The organism is Pseudomonas fluorescens (genome assembly GCF_005938625.1).
Classification (GTDB): domain Bacteria; phylum Pseudomonadota; class Gammaproteobacteria; order Pseudomonadales; family Pseudomonadaceae; genus Aquipseudomonas; species Aquipseudomonas fluorescens_BD.
In genome coordinates, this window is record NZ_VCNJ01000049.1 from 120,951 (window position 1) to 135,261 (window position 14,311).

Annotated in this window: 7 protein-coding genes; 6 read left to right on the forward strand and 1 reads right to left on the reverse strand. The window is 60.8% G+C overall.

Annotated elements, in window-relative coordinates:
* Positions 1–47: 47 nt before the first annotated feature.
* From FGA82_RS25910 to FGA82_RS25935, 6 genes are all read left to right on the forward strand, one after another.
* The gene (locus FGA82_RS25910) at positions 48–1,355 is read left to right on the forward strand and encodes an MdtA/MuxA family multidrug efflux RND transporter periplasmic adaptor subunit (protein WP_141129288.1); all 1,308 of its coding nucleotides are present in this window, start codon (positions 48–50) and stop codon (positions 1,353–1,355) included.
* A complete protein-coding gene (locus FGA82_RS25915) occupies positions 1,352–4,453 on the forward strand; it encodes an MdtB/MuxB family multidrug efflux RND transporter permease subunit (protein WP_141129289.1) in 3,102 nt (1,033 codons plus the stop codon). Before FGA82_RS25910 ends, FGA82_RS25915 begins: the two co-directional genes overlap by 4 nt.
* A 142-nt stretch (positions 4,454–4,595) precedes the next feature.
* Positions 4,596–7,703: an efflux RND transporter permease subunit gene (locus FGA82_RS25920; RefSeq protein ID WP_141129290.1), complete on the forward strand. Its 3,108-nt coding sequence runs from the start codon at positions 4,596–4,598 to the stop codon at positions 7,701–7,703.
* Positions 7,700–9,169, forward strand: a complete 1,470-nt coding sequence (locus FGA82_RS25925; protein ID WP_141129291.1) for an efflux transporter outer membrane subunit — start codon at positions 7,700–7,702, stop codon at positions 9,167–9,169. Before FGA82_RS25920 ends, FGA82_RS25925 begins: the two co-directional genes overlap by 4 nt.
* 357 nt (positions 9,170–9,526) lie before the next feature.
* Positions 9,527–11,608, forward strand: coding sequence for a putative bifunctional diguanylate cyclase/phosphodiesterase (locus FGA82_RS25930; RefSeq protein WP_141129292.1), 2,082 nt, complete (start codon positions 9,527–9,529; stop codon positions 11,606–11,608).
* 189 nt (positions 11,609–11,797) lie between these two features.
* Positions 11,798–12,544 carry an SDR family oxidoreductase gene (locus FGA82_RS25935; RefSeq protein ID WP_141129293.1) on the forward strand — a complete coding sequence of 249 codons (747 nt, stop codon included), beginning with the start codon at positions 11,798–11,800 and terminating at the stop codon, positions 12,542–12,544.
* 134 nt (positions 12,545–12,678) lie between these two features.
* Here FGA82_RS25935 and mapR read toward each other — a convergent pair whose 3' ends face one another.
* Entirely contained in the window at positions 12,679–14,088 is a 1,410-nt protein-coding gene (mapR, locus tag FGA82_RS25940; RefSeq protein ID WP_008087199.1) for a GntR family transcriptional regulator MpaR, read from the reverse strand.
* Between the last annotated feature and the right edge of the window lie 223 nt (positions 14,089–14,311).

A 14,311-nucleotide genomic window follows, 5' to 3' on the forward strand; every position in this document is an offset into this window, starting at 1 on the left:
ACCAGTGCTTATCGTTCAGCCTCCCGTAAAAGAAGCCCACGCGCCCAATGGTTAATGACTCCATGCAATCGTCCCCTCGTAACTCCCGTCGCTGGCTGATCAGCCTGCTTGTCTTGTTGGTGATCGCCGTCCTGTGCTGGAAATTCTGGCCCGCCGGTTCGGCCCACAAAGAGGGCGCTGACAAGGCGGCGGCCGGGCACACCGGGCGTTCGGGGATGATGCGGCCGGGCTTCGGTGGCGGCACCGGGCCGATTCCGGTGCGCGTGGCGCCGGCGGTCACCGGTGACTTCCCGCTGTATTACAAGGCGCTGGGCACGGTGACGGCGCTCAACACTATCAATGTGCGCAGCCGGGTGGGCGGTGAGCTGGTCAAGATCAATTTCGAAGAAGGTCAGATGGTCAAGGCCGGCGACCTGTTGGCGGAGATCGACCCGCGCCCATACCAGAACGCTTTGCTGCAGGCCGAAGGCACCTTGCTGCAGAATCAGGCACAACTGAAGAACGCTCAGGTCGACGTCGAGCGTTATCGCGGTCTGTACAAAGAGGACAGCATCGCCAAACAGACGCTGGACACCGCCGAAGCACTGGTCGGCCAGTATCTGGGCACGGTCAAGACCAACCAGGCCGCAGTCAACGACGCCAAGCTCAATCTCGAATTCACCAAAATCCGCGCGCCGATTGCCGGCCGTGTTGGTCTGCGCCAGGTTGACGTCGGTAACCTCGTCACCGCCAACGACACCACGTTCCTCGCGGTGATCACCCAGACGCAACCGATCAGCGTGGCGTTCACTTTGCCGGAAAACAGCCTCGAAACCGTGCTGGCCCGCTATCGCAGCGGCGCCAAACTGCCAGCCGAAGCCTGGGATCGCGGCGACACCAAGCTGCAAGCCACCGGTGTATTGCAAAGCCTCGACAACCAGATCGACGTTGCCACCGGCACCCTGAAGTTCAAGGCCCGCTACGAAAACCGCGATCAGGCGCTGTTCCCCAACCAGTTCGTCAACGTGCACTTGCTCGCTGACACGCTGAAAGGCGTGGTACTGGCACCGTCAGCAGCCATCCAGTTCGGCACCAACGGCACCTTCGTCTATGCGCTGGAAGGCGACAGGAAAGTCACCATTCGCCAGTTGAAGATTGGTGCCAGCGACGGCGAAAACACCGTCATCACCGAAGGTCTGACAGCCGGCGATCGCGTGGTGCTGGAAGGCACTGACCGCCTGAAGGAAGGCAGTGAAGTGGAAGTGGTCAACGACAGCAATCAAGTACCGACCACGCCGACTGAACACCTGCAAGGCAAGTCCGCCGCCAACGCACCGGATGCTGCCGTGACTGACAAGGCCAAGAAGGGCGCATGAACATTTCGCGGCTGTTCATCCTCCGACCGGTAGCCACCACCCTGAGCATGCTGGCCATTGTTCTGGCCGGTCTGATCGCTTACCGCCTGTTGCCGGTGTCGGCGCTGCCACAGGTCGATTACCCGACCATCCGCGTCATGACCCTGTATCCCGGCGCAAGTCCGGATGTGATGACCAGTGCAGTCACCGCGCCACTCGAACGCCAGTTCGGGCAGATGCCGGGCCTGACGCAAATGGCTTCGACCAGCTCCGGCGGCGCGTCGGTGTTGACCCTGCGTTTCAGCCTCGACATCAACATGGACGTCGCCGAACAGCAGGTGCAAGCCGCGATCAACGCCGCGACCAACCTGCTGCCGACCGATTTGCCGGCACCGCCGGTGTACAACAAGGTCAACCCGGCGGACACCCCGGTGCTGACCCTGGCGATCACCTCGAAAACCATGTTGCTGCCCAAACTCAATGACCTGGTCGATACGCGCATGGCGCAGAAAATCGCCCAGATCAGCGGCGTCGGCATGGTCAGCATTGCCGGCGGTCAGCGTCAGGCCGTGCGCATCAAGGTCAACCCGGAAGCGCTGGCGGCCAACAGTCTGAACCTGTCGGACGTGCGCACCTTGATCAGCGCTTCCAACGTCAACCAGCCGAAAGGCAACTTTGACGGTCCGACGCGGGTGTCGATGCTCGACGCCAACGACCAACTGACGTCGCCCAAGGATTACGCCAATCTGATCCTCGCCTACAAGAACGGCGCGCCGTTGCGGCTCAAGGACGTGGCGGAAATCGTCGATGGTGCCGAAAACGAACGCCTCGCCGCGTGGGCCAACCAGAATCAGGCGGTATTGCTGAACATCCAGCGTCAGCCGGGTGCCAACGTGATCGAGGTGGTCGACCGCATCAAAGCGCTGCTGCCGAGCATCACCGACAACCTGCCGGCCGGCCTCGAAGTGACGGTGCTGACGGATCGCACCCAGACCATTCGCGCCTCGGTCACTGACGTGCAGCACGAATTGCTCATCGCCATCGCTCTGGTGGTAATGGTGACGTTTCTGTTCCTGCGTCGTGCCAGTGCGACGATCATTCCATCGGTGGCCGTGCCGCTGTCGCTGATCGGCACCTTTGGCGTGATGTACCTCGCCGGCTTCTCGGTCAACAACCTGACCCTGATGGCCCTGACCATTGCCACCGGTTTCGTGGTCGACGACGCCATCGTCATGTTGGAAAACATTTCGCGCTTCATCGAAGAGGGCGACAGCCCGATGCAAGCGGCGCTCAAAGGCGCCAAACAGATCGGCTTCACCCTGATTTCCCTGACCCTGTCGCTGATCGCAGTACTGATTCCGCTGTTGTTCATGGCCGACGTGGTCGGGCGCCTGTTCCGCGAATTCGCCATCACGCTGGCCGTGGCCATCCTGATTTCGCTGGTGGTCTCGCTGACCCTGACGCCAATGATGTGCGCGCGTCTGCTCAAGCGTGAACCCGAAGAACACGAGCAGGGCCGTTTTTATCGGGCCAGTGGCGCGGTCATCGACTGGATGATCGCCGCTTACGGGCGCAAGTTGCAGTGGGTGCTCAAGCATCAGCCGCTGACGTTGCTGGTGGCCATCGGCACGCTGGCGTTGACCGTGTTCCTCTATATGGTCGTGCCGAAAGGCTTCTTCCCGGTCCAGGACACCGGGGTGATTCAGGGCATTTCCGAAGCGCCGCAGTCGATTTCCTTCGCAGCCATGGGCGAGCGCCAACAGGAACTGGCGAAAATCATTCTCGAAGATCCAGCGGTGCAAAGCCTGTCGTCCTACATCGGTGTCGACGGCGATAACGCCACACTCAACAGCGGGCGCTTGCTGATCAACCTCAAGCCTCATGGCGATCGCGATCTGAGTGCCACTGAAGTGATTGCGCGCCTGCAACCGCAACTCGACAAACTGGTCGGCATCCGCCTGTTCATGCAGCCGGTGCAGGACCTGACCATCGAAGACCGCGTCAGCCGCACTCAGTATCAGTTCAGCATGTCTTCGCCGGATTCCGAACTGCTCAGTCAGTGGAGCGGGCGATTGGTCGAGGCACTGGCGCAGCGTCCGGAACTGACCGACGTCGCCAGTGATTTGCAGGACAAGGGCTTGCAGGTCTATCTGGTGATCGACCGCGATGCGGCTTCACGCCTGGGCGTCTCGGTGGCGAACATCACCGATGCGCTCTACGACGCCTTCGGTCAGCGGCAGATCTCGACCATTTACACCCAGGCCAGCCAGTACCGCGTGGTGCTGCAGGCCCAGGCCGGTGAGAAAATCGGCCCGCAGGCGCTGGACCAGATTCACGTCAAGACCACCGATGACGCGCAAGTACGTCTGTCGAGTCTGGCCCACGTGGAAGAGCGTCAGGCGCAACTGGCGATCACCCACATTGGCCAGTTCCCGGCAGTGATGATGTCGTTCAACCTCGCACCCGGTGTGGCGCTTGGGCATGCGGTCGACATTATCGAACAGGTGCAGAAAGACATCGGCATGCCGGTCGGCGTGCAGACTCAATTCCAGGGTGCTGCCGAAGCCTTCCAGGCGTCGCTGTCGAGTACCTTGCTGCTGATTCTGGCGGCGGTGGTGACCATGTACATCGTGCTTGGCGTGCTGTACGAGAGCTACATCCACCCGATCACTATTCTGTCGACCTTGCCGTCGGCTGCGGTCGGCGCTTTGCTGGCGTTGTTGCTCAGTGGCAATGACCTGGGCATGATCGCGATCATAGGCATCATCCTGCTGATCGGTATCGTGAAAAAGAACGCGATCATGATGATCGACTTCGCCCTCGATGCTGAACGCACCCAAGGCATGGCACCGGAACAGGCGATCTATCAGGCCGCGCTGCTGCGCTTCCGGCCAATCCTCATGACCACGCTGGCAGCGCTGTTTGGTGCGGTGCCGTTGATGCTCGCCACCGGTTCCGGGGCTGAATTGCGCCAGCCGCTGGGTCTGGTGATGGTCGGCGGGCTGCTGGTGAGCCAAGTGCTGACGCTGTTCACCACGCCGGTAATCTACCTGTATTTCGACCGCCTCGGTCGGCGCTTTGGCAAGACTAATACCGATAGCGAAGAGGTGTCGGTATGACTGTCCGAACACATAACCCCTGTAGGAGTGAGCCTGCTCGCGATGAGGCCGGCACCTGCAACATCAACGTAAACAGACACACCGCTATCGCGAGCAGGCTCACTCCTACAGGGGATTGGTGTGACGTTGGGGATTGCGTTCGATGAACCTCTCCGGTCCTTTCATCAAGCGCCCGGTGGCGACGATGCTGCTGAGCCTGGCGATCATGTTGCTCGGCGGTGTCAGCTTCGGTCTGTTACCGGTTTCGCCGCTGCCGCAAATGGATTTCCCGGTGATCGTCGTGCAGGCGAGCCTGCCCGGTGCCAGCCCGGAGGTCATGGCCTCTACCGTGGCGACGCCGCTGGAGCGCTCGTTCGGCGCGATCGCTGGCGTCAACACCATGAGCAGCCGCTCCAGTCAGGGTTCGACCCGGGTCATTCTGCAATTTGATCTCGACCGCGACATCAACGGCGCCGCGCGGGAGGTGCAGGCGGCGATCAACGCCTCGCGCAACTTGTTGCCGAGCGGTATGCGCAGCATGCCGACCTATAAGAAGGTCAACCCGTCGCAGGCGCCGATCATGGTGTTGTCGCTGACTTCGGACGTGCTGGAAAAAGGCCAGCTCTACGATTTGGCTTCGACCATTTTGTCCCAGAGCCTTTCACAGGTGCAGGGCGTCGGTGAAGTGCAGATCGGCGGCAGTTCGCTGCCGGCGGTGCGTATCGAACTCGAACCGCAGGCGCTGAACCAGTACGGCGTGGCGCTCGACGATGTGCGCAAGACCATCGCCGATGCCAACGTGCGCCGGCCGAAGGGTTCGGTCGAAGACGGCCAACGGTTGTGGCAGATCCAGGCCAATGACCAGCTGGAAAAAGCCAAGGATTACGAATCGCTGATCATCCACTACGCCGACGGTGCCGCGTTGCGCCTCAAGGATGTGGCCAAGGTCAGTGACGGTGTCGAGGACCGTTACAACAGCGGTTTCTTCAACGATGACGCGGCGGTGCTGCTGGTGATCAACCGCCAGGCCGGCGCCAACATCATCGAGACGGTCAACGAGATCAAGGCGCAGTTGCCGGCCCTGCAAGCGGTGTTGCCCGCCAGCGTGAAGCTGAATCTGGCCATGGACCGCTCGCCGGTGATCAAGGCGACGCTGCACGAAGCAGAGATGACCCTGCTGATTGCCGTGGCGCTGGTGATTCTGGTGGTGTTCCTGTTCCTCGGTAACTTCCGTGCCTCGCTGATTCCGACATTGGCCGTGCCGGTGTCGCTGGTCGGCACCTTTGCGGTGATGTACCTCTATGGCTTCTCACTGAACAACCTGTCGCTGATGGCGCTGATTCTGGCCACCGGCCTGGTGGTGGACGACGCCATCGTGGTGCTGGAGAACATTTCCCGGCACATCGACGAAGGCGTCAAACCGATGCAGGCCGCGTACCTCGGGGCCAAGGAAGTCGGTTTTACCTTGCTGTCGATGAACGTCTCGCTGGTGGCGGTGTTCCTCTCGATCCTGTTTATGGGCGGGATCGTCGAGAGCCTGTTTCGCGAGTTCTCGATCACCTTGGCCGCAGCCATCGTCGTGTCGCTGGTGGTTTCGCTGACGTTGACGCCGATGCTTTGCGCCCGTTGGCTGAAACCGCACACACCCGGGCAGGAAAACCGCCTGCAACGCTGGAGCCGCCGCACCAACGACTGGATGGTCGGAAAGTACGCGACCAGCCTCGACTGGGTGTTGCGCCATCGGCGTCTGACGCTGCTCAGCTTGCTCATCACTGTTGGCGTCAACGTTGCGTTGTATGTCGTGGTGCCAAAAACCTTCATGCCCCAGCAGGACACCGGCCAGTTGATCGGTTTTGTGCGCGGTGACGACGGTCTGTCGTTCAGTGTGATGCAACCGAAAATGGAAATCTTCCGCCGCGCCGTGCTCAAGGACGAAGCGGTGGAAAGTGTCGCCGGTTTCATCGGTGGCACCAACGGTACCAACAACGCTTTCATGCTGGTGCGTCTGAAGCCGATCAAAGAGCGTCAACTCAACGCACAGAAAGTCATCGAGCGCCTGCGCAAGGAAATGCCCAAGGTGCCCGGTGCGCAACTGATGTTGATGGCGGATCAGGACCTGCAATTTGGCGGTGGTCGCGAGCAGACCACGTCGCAATACAGCTACATCCTGCAAAGTGGCGACCTCGGCTCACTGCGCGAGTGGTACCCGAAAGTTGTGGCGGCGCTGCGCGCGTTGCCTGAGCTGACCGCGATCGACGCGCGTGAAGGCAAGGGGGCCCAGCAAGTGACACTGATTGTCGACCGCGATCAGGCCAAGCGTTTGGGGATCGACATGAACATGGTCACCGCCGTGCTGAACAACGCCTACAGCCAGCGGCAGATTTCGACGATCTATGACAGCCTCAACCAGTATCAGGTGGTCATGGAGGTCAATCCGAAATACGCCCAGGACCCGGTGACGCTCAAGCAAGTGCAGGTGATCACCGCTGACGGTGCGCGGGTGCCGCTGTCGACGATCGCTCATTATGAGAGCAGCCTGGAAGATGACCGCGTCAGCCACGAAGGCCAGTTCGCCTCCGAAGACATTTCCTTCGACATGGCCGAAGGCGTGACGGTGGAGCAGGGCAGTGCCGCCATCGAGCGGGCGATTGCCAAACTCGGCCTGCCGGAAGACGTGATCGCGAAAATGGCCGGCACTGCTGACGCTTTTGCCGCGACGCAGAAGAGCCAGCCGTTCATGATTCTCGGGGCGTTGCTGGCGGTGTATCTGGTGTTGGGCGTGCTGTATGAAAGCTACATCCATCCGCTGACGATCCTGTCGACCCTACCGTCGGCCGGTGTCGGCGCGTTGCTGTCGATCTATGCGCTGGGCGGCGAGTTCAGCCTGATCTCGTTGCTCGGGTTGTTCCTGCTGATTGGCGTGGTGAAGAAAAACGCCATTCTGATGATCGACCTTGCGCTGCAACTGGAACGGCATCAGGGCCTGTCGCCACTGGAATCGATCCGCAGCGCCTGCCTGCAACGTCTGCGCCCGATTCTGATGACCACGCTGGCGGCGATTCTCGGTGCCTTGCCGTTGCTGCTCAGCCGGGCCGAAGGTGCGGAAATGCGCCAGCCGCTCGGTTTGACGATCATCGGCGGGCTGATTTTCAGCCAGGTGCTGACGCTTTACACCACCCCTGTGGTTTACCTCTATCTCGACAAGCTGCGCCATCGTTTCAACAAATGGCGTGGCGTGCGTACTGACGCCGCTCTGGAAACTCCGCTATGACTGACCGTTCGCTTTTCAATCTGGCCACTGTTCGAGGCTCGCGTCTGCTGAGCCTGTCGCTGTGTGTGGCGATGCTCAGTGCCTGCGCTGTCGGCCCGGATTACCAACGTCCGCAAACCGCTGAAATCGCTCAGTACAAGCAAGCCGAAGGCTGGACCCAGGCCAACCCGAGCGATTCGCTGGCCCGTGGTGCCTGGTGGGAACTGTATGGCGATCAGCAGCTCAACGGGTTGATCGAAAAGCTCAACAACGCCAACCAGACAGTCGCGCAATCGGAAGCCCAGTACCGTCAGGCCCAGGCCTTGGTGCGCAGTGCTCGCGGGGCGTTCTATCCCAGCGTTGACCTGAGCCTGGGCAAGACCCGCTCCAGCCAGGGCACCGGCAGCAGCAGTTCGAGTCTGAGCAGTTCGTCCAGCGGTATCCGCGACACCTATAACGCCGAACTGGGCGTCAGTTGGGAAGCGGACGTGTGGGGCAAGCTGCGCCGTGGACTGGAAGCCGATGAGGCCAGCGCCCAGGCCAGTTTTGCCGATCTGGCGGCGATGCGCCTGAGTCAGCAGTCGGAGCTGGTACAGAACTACCTGCAATTGCGGGTGATCGATCAGCAGAAACGTCTGCTCGAAGCCACGGTTGCCGCTTACGAACGCTCGCTGAAAATGACTCAGAACCAGTACCGCGCCGGGGTTTCCGGGCGCGATGCGGTAGCACAGGCGCAGACGCAACTGAAAAGCACCCAGGCCGATCTGGTCGACCTGATCTGGCAGCGTGCGCAGTTCGAAAATGCGATTGCCGTGCTGACCGGGCAAGCGCCGGCAGATTTCAATATTGCCGAAGTGCAGACCATTCCCAAGCTGCCGCAGGTGCCATTGAGCTTGCCTTCGCAGTTGCTGGAACGGCGCCCGGACATCGCCTCGGCGGAGCGTTCGGTGATAGCCGCCAACGCCAACATTGGCGTGGCCAAAGCCGCGTATTACCCGGACCTGAGCTTGAGTCTGAGCGGCGGCTACAGCAGCAGTACGTCGCAGAACCTGATCAGCCTGCCGAACCGTTTCTGGTCGGTCGGGCCGAAACTGTCGTTGCCGATTTTTGATGGCGGCATCCGTTCGGCCGAAGTCGACCGCACTGAAGCGGTTTACGACCAGACCGTGGCCAAGTACCGGCAAACCGTGCTCGACGGTTTCCGCGAAGTGGAAAACTATCTGGTGCAGTTGAAGGTGTATGAGGACGAAGCGGCGGTGCGCCAGGAAGCCCTCGATGCCGCCCGCGACTCATTGCGCCTGACGGAAAACCAGTACAAGGCCGGTCTGATTGCTTACATCGATGTTGTGGTGGTGCAAGCCACGGCGTTGAGCAACGAGCGCAGCGTGCTGAATATCCTGCAAAGCCGCTTGATCGCCAGCGTGCAATTGATCGCTGCGCTGGGCGGTGGCTGGGACGGGCAACTGGATGTCAGTGACGCCCAATAAATCAATCCATGGTCCAGAACCTGTGGGAGCGAGCTTGCTCGCGAAGGCGTCCGTGCAGTCACTGATTGTTGATCGTTCCCACGCTCCGCGTGGGAATGCAGTCCGGGACGCTCCGCGTCCCATCCAGAGCCGAACGCAGAGCATCCGCTGAGGCATTCCCACGCAGAGCGTGGGAACGATCGGGTAAAGCCGTGAGCGCCGCGCCAGAGCCTTGTCGGACGATCGAACAAGCGTTTCATCGGCTTGATGGCCAATTGCTTACTTTGTCAGTGCGTTCTTCGGTGCAATCAGTACAATCGCCGCATTTGCCCGACCGGGAACGGACGCAATCCGCGTTGGGTGGCCACGAGAATTCTCATGCTCATCGGTAGTTATTCCTCCACGCTGGTTTTCATTTCGTTGTGTGTGGCGATTCTCGCTTCGTACACTGCCCTCGACCTCACCGGTCGCATTGCCACGGCCAAGGGTCGTGCGGTGCATTTCTGGACGGCCGGAGGTGCATTTGCCATGGGTGTCGGCGTGTGGTCGATGCACTTCATTGGCATGCTGGCCTTCAAGTTGCCGATCGATCTGGGCTACGACATCACCCTGACCGCGCTGTCGCTGCTGATTGCCGTGTTGTCCTGCGGGTTCGCCTTGTGGCTGGTCAGCCAGCCGAAACTGCCGATTCTGCAGCTGGCGTTCGGTGCGCTGATCATGGGCACCGGGATCAGTGCCATGCATTACACCGGCATGGCGGCGATGCGCATGACCCCGGGTATCGACTACGACCCGACGCTGTTTGGCGCTTCGTTGCTGATTGCCGTCGGCGCCTCGGCGGCGGCACTGTGGATCGCTTTCCGCCTGCGTCAGCACTCGCCTTATGTGCGGCTGATCCGGGGCGGGGCGGCGATCATCATGGGCATCGCGATTGTCGGCATGCATTACACCGGCATGGCCGCCGCGCAGTTCCCTGACGGCAGTTTCTGTGGCGCCACCGTCAATGGCTTGAAGGGCAATGGCCTCGACAGCCTGGTGCTGATCACCACGTTGGCAGTGCTGTCGATTGCCTTGCTGACCTCGATTCTCGACGCACGCCTCGAAGCGCGCACGGCCGACCTGGCACACTCATTGACTGTGGCCAATCGCGAACTCACGCAACTGGCCCTGCACGACACCTTGACCGGCCTGCCGAACCGCATGTTGCTGGACGACCGCATCAATCAGGCAATGAAGAAGGTCCACGAGCAGGGCGGCTGTTTTGCCTTGATGTTCATCGATCTGGACGGCTTCAAACCGGTCAACGATGCGTTCGGTCACCACATGGGCGACCAGTTGTTGCGTGAAGTGGGGTTGCGTCTGCGTGAAGACTTGCGCGGCCCCGACACACTGGCGCGCATCGGTGGCGATGAATTCGTGTTGCTGGTGCGCCTGACCGAACCCAATGACGCACTGGGGTTGGCGGCACGTCAGGTCGGTCTGATCGCGCAATCCTTCCGCGTCGCCGAACATGACTTGCAGATCTCCGCCAGTGTCGGCATCGCCCTGTACCCGGGCAATGGCCAGAACGCGCAGGAACTGCTGATGAACGCTGACGCGGCGATGTACCACGCCAAGGGCGGCGGCAAAAATGGTTACAGCTTTTTCGACGCGTCGATGAACAACAACGCGCGCAAGCAGTTGCAGTTGTTGCAAGACCTGCGCGCGGCGCTGGAACACAGCCAGTTCAGTCTGTATTACCAGCCGAAGTTCGACGCCGCCAATGGCCGTCCGGTCGGCGCTGAAGCGCTGTTGCGCTGGCAGCATCCGATTCACGGCATGCTGATGCCGGACAAGTTCATCGAGCTGGCGGAGAAATCCGGGCTGATCATTCCGATCGGTGAATGGGTGCTCAATGAAGCCTGCCGGCAGATGCGCGAGTGGTACGTGCTCGGTTACACCGATTGGCGGATTGCGGTGAACCTGTCGGCGTTGCAGTTCTGCCACACCGGGCTGGTGCGCAGCGTAGCCAAGGCGCTGGCCACTCACCACTTGCCGGCGAACAGCCTGACTCTGGAAATCACTGAAACCACGGCCATGAGCGATGCCGATGCGAGCATGACGGTATTGCAGGAGTTGTCGGACATGGGCGTCGATCTGTCGATCGATGACTTCGGCACGGGTTATTCCAGCCTTATGTACCTCAAGCGTTTGCCGGCCAATGAGCTGAAGATCGACCGTGGTTTTGTGCGCGATCTTGAGCATGACAGTGATGATGCGGCGATTGTCTCGGCGATCGTTGCGTTGGGGCAGGCGCTTGGGTTGCGGATTGTTGCCGAGGGTGTCGAAACCGGCGTGCAGCAGGCGTTTCTGACTGAGCTGGGCTGTGATTCGTTGCAGGGTTATCTGCTGGGGTATCCGATGCCGGCGGACAAATTCATGCAGGATATTGCGCGGGGTGAGCAGTTAGCGGCGGTCTGATCGACTGCGTTATCGTTCTTCGCGAGCAGGCTCGCTCCCACATTGACTGTGTAAACAACACAGAACCCTGTGGGAGCGAGCTTGCTCGCGAAGGCGTCTGCCCAGACTCCACAGACTCCATGCAAAACCCGTCAATGGCGGTTATTCTTCCCCCCGACTGTTACGTGTGCATTTGGGGGAAAGGCCAGCATGGATAAAGTCATTGTGATCACCGGTGGCGGGCGCGGGATTGGCGCCGCTACGGCGTTGTTGGCTGCCGAGCAAGGCTATCGGATCTGCATCAACTATCAGCAAGACGAGCAGGCTGCGCAAAGTGTGCTGGAGCAAGTCCGTGCACTGGGCGCCCAAGCCATCGCCGTACGTGCCGACGTCAGCATCGAAGACGAAGTGATCGCGCTGTTCCATCGCGTCGATACTGAATTGGGCCGCGTCACCGCTCTGGTGAACAACGCTGGCACCGTCGGGCAAAAGTCGCGGGTCGATGAAATGTCCGAATTCCGCATTCTGAAAATCATGAAAACCAATGTCCTGGCGCCGATCCTCTGCGCCAAGCACGCAATCCTGCGCATGTCGCCCAAGCACGGCGGGCAGGGCGGCAGTATCGTCAACGTGTCGTCGGTAGCCTCGCGTCTTGGCTCGCCGAACGAATACGTCGATTACGCCGCGTCCAAAGGCGCGCTTGATACCTTCACTATCGGCTTGTCCAAGGAAGTGGCGGGCGAGGGGATTCGGGTGAACGCGGTGCGCCCGGGGTTTATCTATACCGATTTCCACGCGCTGAGCGGCGACCCGGATCGGGTCAGCAAGCTGGAGTCGGCGATTCCGATGGCCCGTGGGGGGCGGCCGGATGAGGTGGCGGAGGCGATTGTCTGGCTGTTGTCGGACAAGGCTTCTTATGCGACCGGGACGTTTGTTGATTTGGGTGGCGGGCGTTAATCGCCCGGATTTGTTTCGATAGCACCGCCCCCTTCGCGAGCAAGCTCGCTCCCACATTGGATGTGTGAATGGCACAGAACCCATGTGGGAGCGAGCTTGCTCGCGAAGAGGCCAAAATAAACACCATCTATCTGTCAGAACGACCGCACAATCCGCCCCAACGTCTCCATCGCTTTCTCCGAATCCTCGGTCCACGGGCTGCCATAGTTCAACCGAATACAATTCCTGAACCGCTGCGTCGGCGAGAAAATCGGCCCCGGGGCGATGCTGATGCCTTGCGCCAGTGCCATCTGAAACAACTTCAGCGAATCCATCTGCGGCGGTAATTCCAGCCACAGAAAGTAGCCGCCCGCCGGTTGGCTGACCCGCGTCTGTGCCGGGAAGTAACGGGCGATGGCCGCTAACATCGCGCTCTGCTGTTCTTCCAGTGCGTAGCGCAGTTTGCGCAGGTGCCGATCGTAGCCGCCGTGTTGCAGATAATCGGCAATCGCCGCTTGCGCCGGCATCGAGGCGCACAGCGAGGTCATCAATTTCAATCGTTCGATTTTCTGCGCGTAGCGCCCTGCGGCGACCCAGCCGATGCGATAACCGGGGGCCAGACTCTTGGCAAACGAACCGCAGTGCATCACCAGACCTTCGGTGTCGAAGGCCTTGGCCGGTTTCGGTGCCTGTTGGCCGTAATAAAGTTCGGCGTAAACGTCGTCCTCGATCAGCGGCACCTGATGACGACGCAACAGTTCGACCAATTCCTGTTTCTTCGCCTCGGGCATGGTTGCGCCCATCGGGTTCTGGAAACTGGTCATGCACCAGCAGGCCTTGATCGGGTGACGTTCGAGGGTTTGCGCGAGGACGCCGAGGTCGATGCCGTCGCGCGGGTGCACGGGGATTTCCACGGCTTTGAGTTTCAGCCGTTCCAGTACTTGCAGGCTGGCGTAGAAGGCCGGGGCCTCGATGGCCACCAGATCGCCGGGTTCGGTCACGGCTTGCAGGCACAGGTTCAGCGCTTCGAGCGCGCCGTTGGTGATCAGCAATTCTTCCATCGGCAGCATCAGGCCGCCGACCATGTAGCGCAGGGCGATTTGTCGACGCAGTTGCGGATTGCCCGGCGACATGTCGGTGACGACCATGCGCGGGTCCATCTCGCGGGCGGCGCTGGCCAGTGAGCGCGACAGGCGCTGTAGCGGGAACAGGGTGGGGCTGGGGAATGCCGAGCCGAACGGGACGGTGCTCGGGTCCTTGATCGACTCGAGGACCGAGAACACCAGTTCGCTGACGTCGACTTCGGTGGAGTCGTTGACGTGGCTACTGATCACCGGCTCGGAAAACGGGCTCGGCGCGTGGGTGTTGACGAAGTAGCCTGAGCGCGGCCGCGCACGGATCAGGCCGCGGCGTTCGAGCAGGTAATAGGCCTGGAACACTGTGGACGGGCTGACCCCGTAAGTCTGGCTGGCGTAGCGCACCGAAGGCACGCGCTGGCCGGGGCCAAGGACGCCGGAGCGGATCAGTTCAGCGATGTCGTCGGCGAATTTTTCGTAGCGTTTCATCGAGGAGCCTTGGTGCTGGTTGATGATGAGGTGTGTCAGGAGAACTGCCCCTCACCCTAACCCTCTCCCAGAGGGAGAGGGGACTGATTGGGGGATGCTTGTGAACTACACCGACCTGAAAGTGCTTTGTTGAATCCACAATCGACTCGGCCTGAAGTGCTTTGCTGAATCCACAATAGACTCGGCTTGAAAGTGCTTTGCTGAATCCATAATCGACTCGACC

What these genes read in the sequence shown, in the direction of transcription:
- FGA82_RS25910 (WP_141129288.1), top strand. Translation starts at nt 48, where the DNA reads ATGGTTAATGACTCCATGCAATCGTCCCCTCGTAACTCCCGTCGCTGG.
- FGA82_RS25915 (WP_141129289.1), top strand. Translation starts at nt 1,352, where the DNA reads ATGAACATTTCGCGGCTGTTCATCCTCCGACCGGTAGCCACCACCCTG.
- FGA82_RS25920 (WP_141129290.1), top strand. Translation starts at nt 4,596, where the DNA reads ATGAACCTCTCCGGTCCTTTCATCAAGCGCCCGGTGGCGACGATGCTG.
- FGA82_RS25925 (WP_141129291.1), top strand. Translation starts at nt 7,700, where the DNA reads ATGACTGACCGTTCGCTTTTCAATCTGGCCACTGTTCGAGGCTCGCGT.
- FGA82_RS25930 (WP_141129292.1), top strand. Translation starts at nt 9,527, where the DNA reads ATGCTCATCGGTAGTTATTCCTCCACGCTGGTTTTCATTTCGTTGTGT.
- FGA82_RS25935 (WP_141129293.1), top strand. Translation starts at nt 11,798, where the DNA reads ATGGATAAAGTCATTGTGATCACCGGTGGCGGGCGCGGGATTGGCGCC.
- mapR (WP_008087199.1), bottom strand. Translation starts at nt 14,088, where the DNA reads ATGAAACGCTACGAAAAATTCGCCGACGACATCGCTGAACTGATCCGC.